The sequence below is a fragment of the Nocardioides sp. BGA-UO-ETr-FS32 genome, assembly GCF_059567905.1.
In genome coordinates this window covers 62,217-78,202 of the sequence record NZ_JCAQOX010000017.1, presented here as the reverse complement: position 1 = coordinate 78,202, position 15,986 = coordinate 62,217, and the positions used below count along the sequence as shown (strand labels likewise).

At 72.3% G+C, this 15,986-nt stretch carries 14 protein-coding genes and 1 riboswitch; of the genes, 11 read left to right on the top strand and 3 right to left on the bottom strand.

Going from position 1 to position 15,986, the window contains the following annotated elements; translation table 11 throughout:
• Positions 1-110, top strand: a riboswitch (TPP riboswitch).
• The 4 genes from AC57BS_RS20580 to AC57BS_RS20565 all read left to right on the top strand — a co-directional run bounded on the left by AC57BS_RS20580 (position 100) and on the right by AC57BS_RS20565 (position 4,903).
• A complete protein-coding gene (locus AC57BS_RS20580; protein ID WP_496413311.1) occupies positions 100-1,200 on the top strand; it encodes a thiamine ABC transporter substrate-binding protein in 1,101 nt (366 codons plus the stop codon). Its footprint overlaps the riboswitch before it by 11 nt.
• Positions 1,197-2,831 carry an ABC transporter permease gene (locus tag AC57BS_RS20575; RefSeq protein ID WP_496413310.1) on the top strand — a complete coding sequence of 545 codons (1,635 nt, stop codon included), beginning with the start codon at positions 1,197-1,199 and terminating at the stop codon, positions 2,829-2,831. Before AC57BS_RS20580 ends, AC57BS_RS20575 begins: the two co-directional genes overlap by 4 nt.
• Positions 2,831-3,835 (top strand): ABC transporter ATP-binding protein, encoded by a 1,005-nt coding sequence (locus AC57BS_RS20570; RefSeq protein ID WP_496413309.1) that lies wholly within the window; start codon positions 2,831-2,833, stop codon positions 3,833-3,835. Before AC57BS_RS20575 ends, AC57BS_RS20570 begins: the two co-directional genes overlap by 1 nt.
• A 21-nt stretch (positions 3,836-3,856) precedes the next feature.
• Positions 3,857-4,903 carry a phosphatase PAP2 family protein gene (locus AC57BS_RS20565; RefSeq protein WP_496413308.1) on the top strand — a complete coding sequence of 349 codons (1,047 nt, stop codon included), beginning with the start codon at positions 3,857-3,859 and terminating at the stop codon, positions 4,901-4,903.
• A 103-nt stretch (positions 4,904-5,006) separates the two neighbouring features.
• Here AC57BS_RS20565 and AC57BS_RS20560 read toward each other — a convergent pair whose 3' ends face one another.
• A complete protein-coding gene (locus tag AC57BS_RS20560) occupies positions 5,007-5,978 on the bottom strand; it encodes a putative endonuclease domain-containing protein (RefSeq protein ID WP_496413307.1) in 972 nt (323 codons plus the stop codon).
• Positions 5,979-6,301: 323 nt separating this feature from the next.
• On the opposite strand from AC57BS_RS20560, the gene AC57BS_RS20555 reads away from it, so the two are divergent.
• On the top strand, positions 6,302-7,783 hold the full coding sequence (locus tag AC57BS_RS20555) for a C40 family peptidase (RefSeq protein ID WP_496413306.1): 1,482 nt from the start codon (positions 6,302-6,304) through the stop codon (positions 7,781-7,783).
• 109 nt (positions 7,784-7,892) lie between these two features.
• Here AC57BS_RS20555 and AC57BS_RS20550 read toward each other — a convergent pair whose 3' ends face one another.
• Positions 7,893-8,768 carry a sulfotransferase domain-containing protein gene (locus tag AC57BS_RS20550; protein WP_496413305.1) on the bottom strand — a complete coding sequence of 292 codons (876 nt, stop codon included), beginning with the start codon at positions 8,766-8,768 and terminating at the stop codon, positions 7,893-7,895.
• Between the two features lie 35 nt (positions 8,769-8,803).
• Between AC57BS_RS20550 and AC57BS_RS20545 the strand changes: the two genes are divergently transcribed.
• The 5 genes from AC57BS_RS20545 (at position 8,804) to AC57BS_RS20525 (ending at position 13,677) form a co-directional block, all read left to right on the top strand.
• Entirely contained in the window at positions 8,804-10,870 is a 2,067-nt protein-coding gene (locus AC57BS_RS20545) for an acyl-CoA dehydrogenase family protein (protein WP_496413304.1), read from the top strand.
• A 1-nt stretch (position 10,871) separates the two neighbouring features.
• A complete protein-coding gene (locus tag AC57BS_RS20540) occupies positions 10,872-11,465 on the top strand; it encodes a hypothetical protein (protein ID WP_496413303.1) in 594 nt (197 codons plus the stop codon).
• Between the two features lies 1 nt (position 11,466).
• Entirely contained in the window at positions 11,467-12,150 is a 684-nt protein-coding gene (locus tag AC57BS_RS20535) for a class I SAM-dependent methyltransferase (protein ID WP_496413302.1), read from the top strand.
• A gap of 67 nt (positions 12,151-12,217) precedes the next feature.
• A complete protein-coding gene (locus tag AC57BS_RS20530) occupies positions 12,218-12,814 on the top strand; it encodes a carboxymuconolactone decarboxylase family protein (RefSeq protein ID WP_496413301.1) in 597 nt (198 codons plus the stop codon).
• Positions 12,811-13,677 (top strand): RNA polymerase sigma-70 factor, encoded by an 867-nt coding sequence (locus tag AC57BS_RS20525; RefSeq protein ID WP_496413300.1) that lies wholly within the window; start codon positions 12,811-12,813, stop codon positions 13,675-13,677. The genes AC57BS_RS20530 and AC57BS_RS20525 overlap by 4 nt, the downstream gene beginning before the upstream one ends.
• A gap of 1 nt (position 13,678) precedes the next feature.
• Here AC57BS_RS20525 and AC57BS_RS20520 read toward each other — a convergent pair whose 3' ends face one another.
• The gene (locus tag AC57BS_RS20520) at positions 13,679-14,218 is read right to left on the bottom strand and encodes an inorganic diphosphatase (protein WP_496413299.1); all 540 of its coding nucleotides are present in this window, start codon (positions 14,216-14,218) and stop codon (positions 13,679-13,681) included.
• 111 nt (positions 14,219-14,329) lie between these two features.
• Here AC57BS_RS20520 and dacB point away from each other — a divergent pair, with 111 nt between their 5' ends.
• Entirely contained in the window at positions 14,330-15,841 is a 1,512-nt protein-coding gene (dacB, locus tag AC57BS_RS20515) for a D-alanyl-D-alanine carboxypeptidase/D-alanyl-D-alanine endopeptidase (RefSeq protein ID WP_496413298.1), read from the top strand.
• The last annotated feature ends 145 nt before the right edge of the window (positions 15,842-15,986 follow it).

The following is a 15,986-nucleotide window of genomic DNA, read 5'->3' as shown; positions in this document are numbered from 1 at the left end:
GACAGAAGACAGGGGAGCACGCGCAGGCGTGCTGAGAGTGCGGACCAGCCGCAGACCCTCCGAACCTGATCCGGTTAGCACCGGCGCAAGGGAGTCCAGATGAAGCACGTACGCGTCCGCGCTGCCCTGACCGCGGGGGCCGCCACCGCGGCGACCCTGCTGCTGGGCAGCTGCAGCCTCGCAGGTGGGGGCGACGGTCCGACCGCGACCGAGCCGTCGACCTCGTCGGCAGAGCCGGGGGACACCGGCGAGCCCGGTGGCACCGTCGTCCTCGCCACCCACGAGTCGTTCACGCTGCCCAAGAAGCTGGTGCGGGCGTTCGAGGAGGAGTCCGGCTACACGCTCGAGGTCCGCGCCGCCGGCGACGCCGGCACGCTGGCCACCAAGCTCAGCCTCACCGCCGACAACCCGATCGCCGACGCGGCCTTCGGGATCGACAACACCTTCGCCTCGCGGCCTCTGGGCGAGGGCGCGTTCGCGGAGGTGACCACCACGGCGACCCCGCCGGAGGAGTACGTCCTCGCCGAGGGCGGCGACAAGCTCGTGCCGATCGACTCCGCGAGCGTCTGCGTCAACGTCGACACCGACTGGTTCGACGCCGAGGGCCTCGCACCGCCGGAGACCCTCGACGACCTCACCGACCCGGCGTACGCCGACCTGATGGTGACCCCCGGCGCCTCGACGAGCAGCCCCGGCATGGCCTTCTTCCTCGCCACCGTCGCGGCCTACGGCGACGACTGGCAGGACTACTGGACCGACCTGCTGGCCAACGGCGCCAAGGTCGTCGACGGGTGGGAGGACGCCTACTACGGTGACTTCACCGCCGGGTCCGAGCAGGGCACCCGCCCGATCGTGGTCTCCTACGACTCCTCCCCGGCCTTCACCGTCGCCGACGGCCGCACCACCACCGCGGCACTGCTCGACACCTGCTTCCGCCAGGTCGAGTACGCCGGGGTGCTCGCGGGTGCCGACAACCCCGAGGGCGCCGCGGCGCTCGTCGACTGGATGCTGACCGACGAGGTGCAGAGCGCGCTCCCGGAGTCGATGTACGTCTTCCCGGTCATGCCGGGCGCGACCGTCCCCGACGACTGGGCCGAGTTCGCCCCCCAGCCCACCGACCCCTTCGAGGTCTCCCCCGACGAGATCGCCGCCAACCGCGAGCAGTGGCTGACCGAGTGGACCGACGTCATCTCCAGGTGAGGCGGGTCCTCGCCCTCCTCGCGCTGGCCGCCGGGCCGGTGCTGGTGCTCGGCGTGCTGTTCGTCCTGCCGGTGACCGGCATGGTCGCCGAGGGGTTCGTCGTCGACGGCCGGTTCGCGCCCGGGGCGGTGCTCGACGTCCTCGCCCGGTCGCGCGTGCGCCGGGTCGCGTGGTTCACCGTGTGGACCTCCGGCACCGCGACGCTGCTCGCCGTCGTGCTCGGCCTGCCCGCGGCGTACGCCCTCCACCGGCTCGCGCTGCCGGGCCGCGCGGCGGTGCGGGCGGCGCTGCTCGTGCCGTTCGTGCTGCCGACCGTCGTCGTGGGCGTCGCGTTCCGGCAGCTGCTGGGCGAGGGCGGCCCGCTCGGATTCCTCGGCCTCGACGGGACGCCGGTCGCGATCGTGGCCGGACTGGTGTTCTTCAACGTCGCCGTCGTGGTGCGGACCGTCGGGGCGGCGTGGGAGTCGCTCGACCCCCGCCCCGGGCAGGCGGCCGCCGCGCTCGGCGCGTCCCCGTGGCAGGTGCTCCGCACGGTCACCCTGCCGGCGCTGCGCCCGGCGATCGTCGGCGCCGCCAGCATCGTCTTCCTCTTCTGCGCGACGGCGTTCGGCATCGTGCTCACCCTCGGCGGCGTCCGCTACGCGACGGTCGAGACCGAGATCTACCTGCTGACCACGACGATCTTCGACCTGCAGGCGGCGGCGGCGCTGTCGGTGCTGCAGATCGTGGTGGTCGTCGGCCTGCTCGCCCTCGCCGCGCGGCTGCGCGCGACGCCCGACCCGACGGCCCAGCGCACCGTGTCGCCCGCGCGGGCCGTACGCCGCTCCGACGCGCCCGTCGTCGTCGCCACGCTGCTGGTGCTCGGGGCGATGCTCCTGCCGATCCTCACGCTGGTGCTCGGCTCGCTCGCGGTGGGGGACGGCTGGGGCCTCGACAACTACCGCGCGCTCACGACCGTCGGCGACAACCAGGCGCTGCTGGTGCCGGTCACCGCCGCGCTGGCGACCAGCCTGCGGACCGCCGTCGACGCGACCTGGATGGCGCTGCTGGTCGGCGTGATGGTGTCGGTGATCGTCACGCGGCGCTCGCACTCGGTCGCCGAGCGGCGGGTCCGCTCCACCCTCGACGGCTTCTTCATGCTGCCGCTCGGCGTCAGCGCGGTGACCCTCGGCTTCGGCTTCCTCATCACCCTCGACCGGCCGCCGCTCGACCTGCGCGACTCGCCGCTGCTGGTGCCGATGGCGCAGGCCCTGGTCGCGCTGCCGCTCGTGGTGCGCACGCTCGCCCCGGTCCTCGGCGGCATCGACGACCGCCAGCGGCAGGCCGCTGCCTCGCTCGGCGCGTCCGCCTGGCGCACCCTGCTCACCGTAGACCTGCCGGTCGTGTGGAAGCCGATGCTCGCCGCCAGCGGCTTCGCGTTCGCCGCCTCGCTCGGGGAGTTCGGGGCGACGTCCTTCCTCGCCCGCGACGAGAGCCTGACGCTGCCGGTCGTGATCTTCCGGCTGATCGGCCACCCGGGCGAGATGAACTACGGCATGGCCCTGGCCGCGTCCGTCGTCCTCGCGGTCGCCACCGCCGTGGTGATGCTGGCCGTCGAACGGCTCCGCGTCCCCGGTGTGGGAGCGTTCTGATGGTGTTGAGGCTCCAGGACGTCACCGTCCGCTACGGCGACACCGTCGCCGTCGACGAGGTGTCCCTCGCCCTCGACCCCGGGCAGGTGCTCGCCGTCCTCGGCCCCTCCGGCTGCGGCAAGTCCACCCTGCTGCGCGCTGTCGCCGGGCTCGAGCCGCTCACGTCGGGCTCGATCTCGTGGGCCGGCGCCGACCTCGCGGGCGTGCCGACCCACAAGCGCGGCTTCGCGCTGATGTTCCAGGACGGCCAGCTCTTCGCGCACCTCACCGTCGCCCGCAACGTGGCGTACGCCCTGCGGTTGCGGCGTACGCCGTCCGCGCGGGTCGCGGCGCGGGTGCGCGAGCTGCTCGACCTGGTCGGGCTCGCCGGCTACGACGACCGGCTCCCCGGCACGCTCTCCGGAGGCGAGCGGCAGCGGGTCGCGCTGGCCCGCGCCCTCGCGGTCGAGCCGCGGCTGATCCTGCTCGACGAGCCGCTCTCGGCGCTCGACGCGACCCTTCGCGAGCGCCTGGCCGGCGACCTGCGCGAGATCCTGCACGCCGCGGGGACGACGGCCCTGCTGGTGACGCACGACCACGACGAGGCGTTCGCTCTGGCCGACCGGCTGGCGGTGATGCGCGGCGGCCGTGTGGTGCAGCAGGGGGCGATCGACGAGGTGTGGCGCGAGCCGGTCGACGAGGAGACCGCGCTGTTCCTGGGCTACGCGCGCGTCGTGCGACAGGACGCGGCAGCGCGGGTGCTGGCGGCAACCGACCTGCCCCCGGCGTACGCCGTCGCGCTGCGCCGCTCGGCCCTGGTGGTCGACCCGGCCGGCGACCTCCGCGCCGTGGTCGAGTCCGCGCGGGTGACGCCCGAGGTCGTCCGCCTGGTGGTCGCCGCCGACGGCATCGGCACGGTCGACGCGGTGGCGCCGCTGGGCAGCCGGGTCTCGCCGGGCGACGAGGTCGCGCTGCGGGTCGACGTGACGCGGCTCGCTGTGCTGCCGATCGCGGCGGGGGGTTGACCCGTCCCTACACTGACGTCCGTGTACAGACCGGCCTATGCCCTGCTCGTGGGAGTCGCCGCCCTCATGGGCGTGCTCGCGCTGGCTGCGTCGTTCACGCTCGACCGGCCGCTCGTCGACCCCGAGGGCTTCCTCGGCCCGTCCTGGCTGAGGCTGCCGCTGCTGGTCCTCGGCGCGTTCCTGCTCGACCTGCTGCCGCGGACGCTGTGGTACTCGCGGATGAAGCCCGCGCTGATGCCCGACATCGTGCGCGAGCGGATCCGCACCCACTGGGACCGCGAGCGGATCATCCTGGTGGTGCTCGGGCTGGTGTGCTTCTACATCACCTACGTCTGCTACCGGAACCTCAAGTCGTTCCTCCCCTTCATCATGGGCGAGGACAAGTACGACCGCGAGCTGCACCTGATCGACCGGGCGCTGATGTTCGGCCACGAGCCGGCCACGATCCTGCACACGATCTTCGGCACCGGGTTCTCCGCGCACTTCCTGTCCACGATCTACCTGTGGTTCCTGCCGCTGGTGCCGCTCGCCCTCGCCGCGTGGCTGGTGTGGTCGCGCAACATCACCTTCGGCTACTGGTTCGCCACCTCGCAGTGCCTGGCCTGGTCGATCGGCACCGCGTCCTACTACGCGCTGCCGACCCTCGGCCCGGGCTTCCAGTACAGCTACCTCTACACCGACCTCCCCGAGACCGGCTCGAGCGCGCTGATGGACGCCCTGTCCTACGGACGCGACGGCGTGCTGCGCAAGGGCGCCGAGGGGGCGGTGCAGTCGGTCGCCGGCTTCGCGTCCCTGCACGTCGCGATCACCCTGCTCGTCGCGCTGATGGTCCAGTACACGCTGCGCAACCGGATCCTCCACATCGTCTTCTGGGCCAACTTCGCGATCACCGTCGTGGCCACGCTCTACTTCGGCTGGCACTACATCGCCGACGACCTCGCCGGCGTCGTGATCGCCCTGTTCTCCTTCTGGCTCGGGGGGCTCGCGAGCGGGCAGAAGTTCGACAGACGCGGGTTGTCCTCCCACCCGACGTCGACGACCCGCCAGGTGCCGGTCGACGCCGAGTGAGGGTGGCCGGGTCGGCCGGCTGGAGTCCCCGGATATCCGGGGACCGCCCTGCTTCGAGGTAGAGATCTCTACCTGTAACCCCGCAACTGGGGTGCGAAGCAGGTCACCCAGCCTTGAGTCCGCGTGCCCTGAGAACGTTCCGGATCCGTGCCGCCAGTCGCTCGGGCCGGGCGAGATCTGCCCAGGTGATGCGGATGCAGGTCCAGCCGGTCAACAAGCACACGAGCTCCTCGCGCTTCTTCTCCCGCATCAGGAACTCCTCGAGACTCTCGCCCTCGCGGCGGAACTTCTCGTACTTCAGCCGCCCGTCGAACTCGACGAATACTCCTAGCTCGACCCAGGCGAAGTCGACCCGCGCCACGAGTCGTCCGCGCTCGTCGAGGACCTCGACCTGGGGTTCGGGGATGAGCAGGCCCTGCCGGTGCGCCATGTAGAGGAACCGGTCCTCACCCACCGACTCGAGCCGGCCGTCGGCGAGGTGCACGACGAGGTTGGCAGTGAGACTCCCCGGCCAGTAGGTGTGGGCCTCCATCTGGGCCTTGAACTCCTCCATCGTCATCAGACCGGCGTGCAGCAACCGGTTGACCGCCACGAGTCCCGCCTCGACGCCGACGATGGTCGTCAGCTCGAACGCAGACCGGGCCGCGGTGCTGACCGCCACACCGTTGAGGACCTCGACGTCCGTCGGCCCCAAAAGTCCGCGGTGCGGCACCCAGTCGCCCTGCCGGCGGCCGGCTCGCTCGGGTCCTTCGCGCGTGGTGTGGACGACGTCCAGCGGTACGCCCCACAGCGGTACGCCGCGCTCGACCAGCGACGACACGTGGGTGAGCACTGTCTCGTCATGCGCGCGGGCGAGCACTGCCCGCGCGAGGAGTCGGTGCCGGTCCTCGGGCGAACAGTCCTCCCAGACGTGGTGCGGCACGTAGGCGCCGTACCGCACGCGACGGAGGCGCTTGGTCCGCACCTGGCAGTCGATCTGGGTGTCGGTCATCCCCTCGGCGAGCAGGTCGCGGCGCAGGCGTACGAGTCCGGTGAGGTCGCGAGGTGGCATCGGGATGGTGGGCGGTCGGTTCATGCGCGGTGTCTTCCCGGCCGTTTCACGGCGTACGCATCCCGAGTGCGATCTGTGGACAACGGAGGTTTGCACCCGAGTTCCCTGCCTGGTGGTGGAGATCCGTACCTCGAAGCAGGGCGGTCCCCGGATATCCGGGGACTCCAGACGAATGACAACCCTGTAGTTCGGAATTACATGTCTGAGATTCGTCAAGTCGACACGCCGCGCGACAGTGAAAAACTTGAGGAAAGTGTTCCCAGTGTGACGAAAGTTCACTAACGTGCCTCGAGTTGCCCGTGCGATGGGGAAGTCGCACGGGCCCGAGACCACCCAGGGGAGCCCCCGTGCCCTTCGCACCGTCACCGCACCACCAGCACGCGCCACGGCGTACGACCGCGCGCTGGACGAGCGCCGTCGTCCTGGTCGCGGGACTGGCCGTCGGTGGCGGGCACGGGGCGTACGCGGACGACCCAGTGCCCAGCGAGGGCGACGTCGCCGCGGCGCAGGAGCGAGCGGCCGAGAAGGGTCGCGACGTGGCGGCCGTCCAGGCCGACCTCATCCGCGCCAACCTCGCGATGACCACGGCGGGTGACCAGGCTGCCCAGGCCGCCGAGGCGTGGAACGGCGCCCGCTGGCGGGCTGACGAGGCACGCAGGGACGCCGAGGCGGCCGAGGCGGCCGCCGACGCCGCTCGCGAGGACGTCGACCGGCAGCGCGAGCTCTACGCAGCGACGGTCGTCCAGTCCTACGAGGACGGCAACCAGGTGCAAGGGCTCTCCGCCATCGTCGAGGCCGACGGCATCGAGGCGCTCATCGACCGCACCGTCACGATGGGCAACACGTCCGACGCGCTGGACGACCAGTACGACTCCTTCACCGCCTCCTCCGCCGTCGCCGAGGTCACGGCGTCGACGGCTGACCAGGCTGCTGAGCGAGCCGCCGCGGCCGAGGCCGACGCACAGGCGGCCCGCGACACCGCGGCAGCCGCGGAGGCGGCGGCCGGAGCGCAGGCCGAGGCGATCTCGGCCACCAAGGCAGACCTGATCGCCGAGCTCGCCGAGCTCGAGGGGATCAGCGTCCGGCTGGCGGAGAAGCGGCAGTCCGCGCTCGAGCTGGCGGCGGCCGAGGCAGCCGCAGCAGCGGCCCAGGCGGAGGCAGAAGCACAGGCGGAGGCAGAAGCACAGGCGGAGGCAGAAGCACAGGCGGAGGCAGAAGCTCTGGCAGAGGCAGAGGCAGAGGCCGACGCGGAGGCGCAGGCCGAGCAGGAGCAGCAGTCGACGCAGACCCCGACCCCCACTCCGACGCAGACCCCGATCCCAACTCCGACGCCGACCCCCACGCCCACCCCGACGCCGACCCCGACGCCCACCCCGACGCCGACCCCCACTTCCACGCCCACCGCCACGCCCACCCCCACGCCCACCCCCACGCCCACCCCCACGCCCACCCCGCCGCCGGCCTCGAGCGGCGCGTCGGCAGCGATCGCGTTCGCCGCCTCGCAGATCGGCGACCCCTACAAGTGGGGCGCTGCAGGGCCGGACGCCTGGGACTGCTCGGGCCTGACGTCGGTAGCGTGGGCGAAGGGTGGCAAGTCGCTGCCGCACTACTCCGTCGCGCAGTACACCCAGTCGACGAAGATCAGCGCGAGCCAGCTGGCCCCCGGCGACCTCGTGTTCTGGGGCTCGTCGAGCAGCGCGAGCTCGATCTACCACGTCGCGATCTACATCGGTGACGGCCAGATCATCCACGCGCCGCGTACGGGCCGGCCGGTCACCCAGGAGTCGATGTACTACTGGCGGGCCCCGAACTTCTTCGCCCGGCCCTGACGCTGCTTCGCACCCGAGTTTCGTGCTTCTAGGTCGAGATCCCTACCTGTAAGCAGGGCGGTCACCGGATATCCGGGGACTCCAGAAGAGCATCAACACCCGCCCGGCCTCAGCGCACCTTCCGCGCGAACCGGGCGGCCAGCTCCCCGGGGTCCATCCCGCCGTCCAGGACCAGGCGGGTCGGCCAGGCCGAGGTGTCGATCCCGGACAGCTCCTCGAAGAGCGCGAGGTCCTTGGCGTAGACCTCGGCCACCCGGGCCAGGTCGTCGGCGGTCGGCGCGGTGCCGGGCACCTGCTCGGCCCCGGCGTGCCAGTTCTTCAGCGGCGGCACGTGCTCGAAGCGTGGCAGGTCCAGGAAGTCGGTCGTGCGGTGGACGGTGGCCTCGAAGTCGCCCAGCATCGAGCGCAGCTCCAACAGCAGCCACTGCCGGCGGTCGAAGAGCTCGAAGCCCCGTTGCAGCTGCTCGCCGTAGAAGCCGCGGGCCAGGCCCGTCATGTGCCGCCACCGCATCGTGCGTACGTCGTCGGGCACCTCGTCGGGCAGCGACGTGTGCGGCCACTCGGTGAGGAAGTCCGGCCAGTCGGGCCACGCGAGGTTGCGCGAGCGGAGCATCACCCAGTGCGAGAACAGCCGCTCGAGCGGGTCGCGGAAGACGGCGATGAGCGGCATGTCGGGCTTGTAGGCGCGCATCCGCTCGAGGGCGTGCGGCCAGTAGAGATAGGTGGGGGAGGCGTCCCCGAGCAGCCGGTGGACCCGGGCGCGGCGCGGCGCGGTGTAGTCGCGCCCGTAGTCCGGCGACGACCAGTCGACCGTCTCGTCGTCGAAGTAGTGGCGCTCCTTGTCGGGGGCCTGGCACACCAGCCGGTGCTGGTTGAGCGTGACCGCGAGCGTCGACGTGCCGCCCTTCTGCACGCCGACGACCGCGAAGTTGTAGGCCATCGACCCGAGCGCATCGCCCGGAGGGGTGGCATCTGACACGTTCATCGCGGTGAACCTACCGGCATGGCTACCTTTGGTGAATGGCCACCGACCAGGTCCCTCCGATCGCCGACGAGATGCCCACCGTGGAGCCCGAGGCTGCCACGGCCCACATCGACGACGCCGACGTCCCGGCCGACAAGGGCTACCGGCAGCCTGAGGTCGACGTCGACGCGCTCCGCACGCTGCTCGACGGCCCCTACCGCGAGGTCCGCGACCTCGTCCGGGCCAACCTCGCCGAGCACGCGCAGATCCTGCTCGACGAGGAGCAGATGACCACCGCCGACTTCCGCGAGCGGGTCAAGGACGTCGTCGTGATGATGGCCGGGACCGGGCAGACCGGCATGGGCTTCCCGGAGGAGTACGGCGGCGGGGGCGACATCGGCGCCTCGATCGCGGCCTTCGAGACCCTCGCGTTCGGCGACCTCTCGGTGCTGGTCAAGGTCGGCGTGCAGTTCGGCCTGTTCGGCGGCGCGATCCTCCAGCTCGGCACGAAGACCCACCACGACGCCCACCTCGCCGACCTCGTCAGCGGCCGCACCATGGGTTGCTTCGCGATGACCGAGAGCGGGCACGGCTCCAACGTCCAGGCGCTCGGCACGGTGGCGACGTACGACTCCGCGGCGCAGGAGTTCGTGATCACCACGCCCGACGACGTGAGCCGCAAGGACTACATCGGCAACGCCGCGGCCCACGCCGAGCTCGCGGTGGTCTTCGCCCAGCTCGAGGTCGACGGCGTCGGCCACGGCGTGCACGCCTTCGTCGTCCCGATCCGTGAGGACGGCCGGGTCGTCGACGGCGTACGCATCGAGGACTGCGGGCCCAAGATGGGGCTCAACGGCGTCGACAACGGACGGCTGTGGTTCGACGGCGTACGCGTGCCGCGCACCGCGCTGCTCAACCAGTTCGCCGAGGTCACCCCCGAGGGCCGCTACCTCTCGCCGATCGACAACCCCAACAAGCGGTTCTTCACCATGCTCGGCACCCTCGTCCAGGGCCGCGTCTGCGTCGGCGGCGCCGGCATCAACGCCGCCAAGGTCGCGCTCACCATCGCCACGCGCTATGCCGTGCGCCGCCGACAGTTCGAGGCCGTCTCGCCCGACGAGGAGCAGGTGCTCCTCGACTACGGCATGCACCAGCGCCGGCTGCTGCCGCTCATCGCGCGGACGTACGCCCTGCACTTCGCCCAGGAGGTCGTCGCCGGGCAGCTGCACGAGGTCTTCTCCGGCCCCGGCCCGACCGAGGAGGGCAGCGACGAGCACGCGCGGCGGATGCTCGAGTCGCGCGCCGCGGGCACCAAGGCGCTCGGCACCTGGCACGCCACCCGCACCATCCAGGAGTGCCGCGAGGCGTGCGGCGGCGCGGGCTACCTCAGCGAGAACCGGTTCGCCGCGCTCAAGGCCGACACCGACGTGTTCACCACCTTCGAGGGCGACAACCACGTCCTGCTCCAGCTCGTCGCCAAGGGCCTGCTCACCGACTACGCCGGCGAGTTCGAGGAGATGGACCAGCTCGGCATGGCCCGCTTCGTCGCGGGGCTCGCCGTCGAGACCGTCGTCGAGCGCACCGCGGTGCACAAGCTCGTCCAGTCCGTACGCGACCTGCTGCCCGGCGGCGACCGCTGGGACCAGGAGGCGGGGCTGCTCGACCCCAACTACCAGCTCGCGATGCTCCGCTTCCGCGAGGAGCACATGATCGGCGGCGTGGCCCGCCGGCTCAAGCGCGGCATCGACCAGGGGATGAACCCCGGCGCCGTCTTCTCCCGCGTCCAGGACCACGTCATCGCCGCCGCGCGCGCCCACACCGAGCGGCTGGTGCTGGAGGCGTTCGTGATGAAGGCCGCGGCGCTGCCCGACGGTGACCTCAAGGTCACGGTCAACCTGCTGTGCGACCTCCACGCGCTCACCACGATCGAGGCCGACCGGGCCTGGTTCATGGAGCACGGGCGGCTCTCCAGCACGCGCTCCAAGGCGATCAGCCGCGAGATCAACGCGCTGTGCCGCAAGCTCCGGCCGCTCGCCGTGGACCTCGTCGACGCCTTCGGCGTGCCCGAGGAGATGCTGCGCAGCCCCGAGCTGCTGGGGTGGCCGATCGGGCAGGACGCCTGAGGTGACCTTCGGCGGGGCGCCGACCCGGTGGGAACCCGAGGGTGCGAGCCGCGGCGTCGCCCTGGTCGCCCCCGGGCGCGCCTACCCGCCGAGCGCGCCGCTGCTCGAGTTCGCCCGCCGGGCGCTGCTCCAGCACGACCTCACGGTCCGGCAGCTGTGGTGGGACACCACGACCCGCGGCCGGGAGGACGAGGCGGACCCCGAGCGCTGGGTACGCCGGCACGTGGCCGCAGCCCATGCGGAGGAGCAGGCCGACCACGTGCTGGTGGTCGGCAAGTCGCTCGGCACCCGCGCCGCGTCGTACGCCGCCGAGCGGGGGCTCGACGCGATCTGGTTCACCCCGCTGCTGGTCGACGCAGCGGTCGCCGAGGCGATCGCGGCCAACCCCGGCCGACAGCTGCTCGTCGGCGGGCTGGACGACGAGCTGTGGGACGCGGGGATCGCCCGCGAGCTCGCCGACAACGGCTGCGAGGTGCTCGAGGTCCCCGACGCCGACCACACGATGGGCACCGCCGACGCCGTCCGCACCGCCGAGATCCACCTCGAGGTCGCGCGGGCCGTCGAGAGGTTCCTGTCGGGTCCGGCCGGGACCTGACATGCGCGTCCGCAGGAACGGGATCGTCGGGGCGTGGAGCGAGGACCCGCTGTGGGCGAAGGTCTACCCGCTGCTGGTGGAGCACCCGGCCGTCGGTGCGCCGCTGTGGCGCATCGGGCTGGGCACCGACATCACCCGGTTGTACGCCGCGATCCGCGAGATCGGAGAGCTGCCCGACGGTGCGCGCGTGCTCGACGTGCCCGTCGGGGGAGGGGTGGCGCTACGCGGCCTGCGCCCCGGCGGTCGCCTGCGATTCGTGGCCGCCGACATCTCACCGCGCATGCTGGAGCGTGCCCGCGAAGCCGCCCGCACCCGCGGGGTGGCCGACCAGGTGACGACGTCGCTCGCCGACGTCGGCCGTCTCCCGTTCCCCGACGACTCGTTCGACCTCGTCGTCTCGTTCACCGGGCTGCACGTCTTCCCCGACCCGCACCGCGCGATCACCGAGATGGTGCGGGTGCTGCGGCCGGGCGCGGCCATCACGGGCAGCGCCCTGTTCGCCGGGTCGTTCCGCGGCCTCGAGCGGCGCTACGGCCTGGTGCACGCCGCCGGCCGGCTCTCGCAGGTGCTCGGGCCGATGTGCACCGCGGCCGAGGCGCGGCGCTGGCTCGCCGAGGCGGGTGCTCCCGGCGCCCGGCTCGAGATGAGCGGCGGCATCGGCTACTTCCGCGCGGTCAAGGAGTAGTCGCTGTCACAGGTCCGGCCCGGGCGGTGTCTCCATGTCATCGACACCCGATGAGAAGGAGAGACCGATGCCCAGCCAGTTCCCGCCCCAGAAGATGAGACTGCCGAAGGCCACCCTCGACGGGGCCTACGGCGCGATCATGACCCGCGTGGCGACGCGGATGTGGGGCCAGGTCCCCGACAACGCCTACGTGCTCTGGCACAACAAGCCGGTCCTCAGGGCGGTCTTCGGGTTCGAGCAGAAGGTCGGCAGGTGGAAGGCGCTCGACCCGCACCTCAAGGCGTACGCCGAGATGGCCAGCGCCGGCGCGATCGGCTGCTCGTGGTGCCTGGACTTCGGCTACTTCCTGGCCCACACCAGGGGCCTCGACGAGGCCAAGGTGCGCGAGGTCCCGCGCTGGCGGGAGTCGGACGTCTTCACCGGGCTCGAGCGCGAGGTGATGGCGTACGCCGAGGCGATGACCGCGACGCCGCCGGAAGTCACCGACGAGATGGTCGCCAGCCTCGACCGGCAGCTCGGCCACGCGGCGGTCGTCGAGCTGACCATGATGGTCGCCGTGGAGAACGAGCGCTCGCGCTTCAACGCGGCCATGGGCCTGGCCTCGCAGGGCTTCAGCGACGTGTGCGAGCTGCCGCTCGCCGGTGCTGGGAGCATCGAGGGGTGAGCACGACCGAGGCCTTCACCACCCACCGCAACCTGCTGTTCACCGTCGCCTACGAGATGCTCGGCTCGGCCGCCGACGCCGAGGACGTGCTCCAGGAGGTCTGGCTGCGGTGGGCGGACGTCCACACCGAGGAGGTGCGCGACCCGCGCGCCTACCTCGTGCGCATGACCACCCGTCTCGCGCTCAACCGGCTGCGCACCCTCGCACGCCGCCGCGAGGAGTACGTCGGCACCTGGCTGCCGGAGCCGCTGCTCACCGCTCCCGACGTGGCGCAGGACGTCGAGCTCGCCGACAGCGTGTCGACCGCGATGCTCCTGGTGCTGGAGACGCTGCCGCCCACCGAGCGGGCCGTCTTCGTGCTGCGGGAGGTCTTCGACGTGCCGTACGCCGAGATCGCCGAGGCGGTCGGGAAGTCCGAGCCGGCGGTGCGGCAGGTCGCCAGCCGGGCGCGTACGCACGTGGCCGCGCGCCGTCCGCGGGCCTCGGTCAGCGCCGCGGAGCGCGACGCGGTGATCGACAGGTTCCGGGCGGCCACGCAGACCGGGGACCTCCAGGGGCTGATGGACGTGCTCGCCCCGGACGTGGTGCTGATGACCGACGGCGGCGGCAAGGTCAAGGCCGCGCTCAACCCGATCCTGGGCCGCGAGAAGGTGCTCCGCTTCCTCACCGCCGTCACCCCGGACGCGCTCGAGCTCGAGCCGGTCTGGCTCAACGGCTCGCCGGCGATCCAGTTCGTCGTCGCCGGGCAGCGCGACGGGGTCGGCACGATGCTCGTCGAGGACGGCGTCGTGACGCGGCTGTTCCTCGTCCGCAACCCGGACAAGCTGGGAGCGGTCGGCGAGGAGGTCGGCCTCAGCCGGTGACTCAGGCGTCCTCGCCGAGGCTCTCGTCGGCGATGTTGTCGAGGTCGTTGCCGTGGCCCTCGGTCTTGAAGCGCTCGAAGGACGCCTGCACCTCGAGCTCGGCCTCGGTGCGGCCGACCCAGTCGGCACCCTCGACGGACTTGCCGGGCTCGAGGTCCTTGTAGACCTCGAAGAAGTGCTGGATCTCGAGCCGGTCGTACTTGGAGACGTGGTTGATGTCGCGCAGGTGCTCCAGGCGCGGGTCGTGCGCGGGCACGCACAGCACCTTGTCGTCGCCGCCGGCCTCGTCGGTCATGCGGAACATGCCGATCGCGCGGCACTCGATGAGGCAGCCCGGGAAGGTCGGCGACTGGAGGATCACGAGGGCGTCGAGCGGGTCGCCGTCCTGGCCGAGGGTGTTCTCGATGAAGCCGTAGTCGGCCGGGTAGGCGGTCGAGGTGAAGAGCATGCGGTCCAGGCGGATGCGCCCGGTCTCGTGGTCGACCTCGTACTTGTTGCGCTCACCCTTGGGGATCTCCACCAGCACGTCGAACGTCTGCACGTCTTCCTCCACTCTCCGGCACGCCGTCGGGCCGTCGCCGAGTCAAAGCTCGCCGCGTCCGGCGATGGCCCGACGCGTTTCCTCGGGGCAGTGTCGCGCACAATGGCCCCGATGCGCGAAGCGAGAGGGTCGAAAGTCCGGCGACGTGAGGTACGCCACTCCGACGGGGGCGCGCGCCGCTGGCTGTCGGTGTGGGTCCCGACGCTCCTGGTCCTCGCGCTGCTGGCCGCCGGGGTCGGCGCGTACCGCTTCGAGTGGGGCCAGCGCTACCTCCCGTGGCTGGCAGCCGACCCGGTGACCGAGCCCGAGCAGGTGCTCGCGCCGGCCGGCCTCGACCTGCCCGAGTGGTCGCCGCCTGCGGTCGACGACGCCCCGCTCGACCCGGCTCCCACCTCGTCGCCCGCGATCGACACCGACAAGGTCGCCGCGGCCCTCTCCGCCGACCTCGCCGACCCCGACCTCGGTCGTCACGTCGTCGCCGAGGTCGCGTCGCTGTCGCCCGGCTCGCCCACCTGGACCTCGGGCGACGGCCGCTACCTGCCGGCCTCGACCACCAAGCTCCTCACCCTGGGCGCCGCGCTGGAGATGCTGGGCCCGGACCACACCTTCACCACGCGGGTCGTGCGCGGCGAGCGCCCGCGCGAGCTGGTGCTCGTCGGTGGCGGCGACCCGCTCCTGGCCAGCAAGCCGCTCACGCTCGCCGAGGCCGAGTCCACCTATCCCGCACGCGCCGACGTCACCACGCTGGCCCTCGAGGCCGCCGAGGCGCTCGGGGGGAGCGGTCGGGTGCGGGTCCGCTTCGACGACAGCCTCTTCACCGGTCCGACCGACAACCCGGCCTGGCGCCGCGACTACGTCCCCGACGACATCGTCAGCCCCATCACCGCGCTGATGGTCGACGGGGGCGACGAGCCCGACAGCGACCTCAAGCAGGACGACCCGTCGCAGGCCGCCGCCCGGGTCTTCGCCGACGCCCTGCGCGCCGCCGGGCTCCGGGTGGCAGGTGAGCCGCGCCGCGTCGTGGCACCGGCCGCTGCCGAGGAGCTCGCGTCAGCCGAGAGCGCACCGCTCGCGGAGATCGCCGAGCGGATCCTCGACGTCAGCGACAACGAGGGCTCCGAGGTCGTCGCCCACCAGGTCGGCCTCGCCACCTCCGGCGCGGGGTCCTTCGAGGCGGGCGCCGCCGGGGTGCTCGACACCCTCGCGGGCCTCGGCATCGACGTCTCCCGCGACGAGGTCTACGACGGCTCCGGCCTGTCGCGGCGCAACCGCGTCGCCACCTCCACGCTCATCGGGCTGCTCCAGCACGCCGCCGGGCCCGAGGGCGAGGTCGCGCGCAGCCTCGTCACCGGCATGCCTGTCGCCGGCTTCACCGGCTCGCTCACCTACCGCTTCGCCGAGGGTCCCCCTGTCGCGCGCGGGCTGGTCCGCGCCAAGACCGGCACCCTGACCGGCGTGCACGCCCTCGCGGGCATCGCCGTCGGCCGCGACGGGGTGCCGATGGCCTTCGTCCTCGGCGCCGACAAGTCGCCCCCGGAGGAGCGCTACGACGCCCAAGAGGCCCTCGACCGCGCCGCCGCCGCGCTCGCCGCCTGCCGCTGCAGCACCTCGGTGGCCGAGTAGGCGTCTCGGTGGTCGAGTAGGTCGCGAGCGCCAGCGAGCGGCCGTATCGAGACCTTCCCACGCGGGGACGCGGGTCTCGATACGCCCTGTCACGACCTCGCAGGCTCGGTCGTGGGGCCACTCGACCTCCCTCCCCACGCCGGGA